1 protein-coding gene is annotated in these 890 nt (G+C 41.6%); it reads right to left on the bottom strand.

What is annotated here, in order from left to right; translation table 11 throughout:
* Positions 1-8 precede the first annotated feature (8 nt).
* On the bottom strand, positions 9-824 hold the full coding sequence (locus JI65_RS16955) for a PD-(D/E)XK nuclease family transposase (protein WP_191018341.1): 816 nt from the start codon (positions 822-824) through the stop codon (positions 9-11).
* Between the last annotated feature and the right edge of the window lie 66 nt (positions 825-890).

Below are 890 nucleotides of genomic sequence, written 5' to 3' on the forward strand. Positions count from 1 at the left end.
AAAGCAAATTATGCCAGAACAGAAACTTTTTCTTTGATTGTCTGCATCTGCTCGTCAGTAAGATTGAAGGTTTCTATGAGTTCTTCTTCTGTCATTTTTCCAAGTTCAAGAAGTTTTACAGCCATTTCGATCGTTCTTTCAATTTTAGCTTCATCTCTTTCTTCTTTTGCGAAGTCTTCCATAATTCTGCACATGTGTTTTACCCCCTTGTCGTCTTCTTTGAGGTATCTGGCCCGGTCGGCCAAAATCTTATTCTTCATATCAGCGGGCTTTTTGCAGTGAAAATCGTGCATCAGGTCGCCAATCGGGTCATCACCCTCATATTTACCATTCACATAGATTATGTGATTTTCATCTCCGAATGGTATATTACATTCTTTTACAACACGGTCAATGTGATAAAGCGGCAAACCTTTCCCAAAAATGTCATTTTCCGTAATGAAGATGACATAACTTTCAGGAAGATTTTTTGCATCCTCACCCGGAACAGTTATATCAGCATCCATCAGAGCCGAATTGTACCGTGCGCGCTTTGCTCCGGCTCCTTTGTCCGCACGCTGAATCTCGATGTCGTAAGGCTTGCCCGTATCGTCTTTCGCGTAAACATCAAGACGGACTGAGCGGCCTTCAAGGCTCTTTACGACTTTCTGGGCGACTTCCTCAATCACCGTAATGTTCTTGTTTCCAAGAATAGTCTGAAGTACAAACTGCATGCATTCCTTGTCATTTTCAAAAAAGCGGGTCATAAAGTCATCATCCATGAGCGTGAACTCCTGAATGCGCGCAATCATTTTCTGCTTCTTTCCCAAATCATTTTTTGTCATGTTTTATATTAGCATGATTCATGGTTAATCTCAACGATTCGTTTCCCGTGACGCAAAGCTGTTTTG

It is taken from the genome of Treponema zioleckii, from assembly GCF_014737315.1.
In the GTDB taxonomy this organism is placed as follows: domain Bacteria; phylum Spirochaetota; class Spirochaetia; order Treponematales; family Treponemataceae; genus Treponema_D; species Treponema_D zioleckii.

What these genes read in the sequence shown, in the direction of transcription:
- JI65_RS16955 (WP_191018341.1), bottom strand. Translation starts at nt 824, where the DNA reads ATGACAAAAAATGATTTGGGAAAGAAGCAGAAAATGATTGCGCGCATT.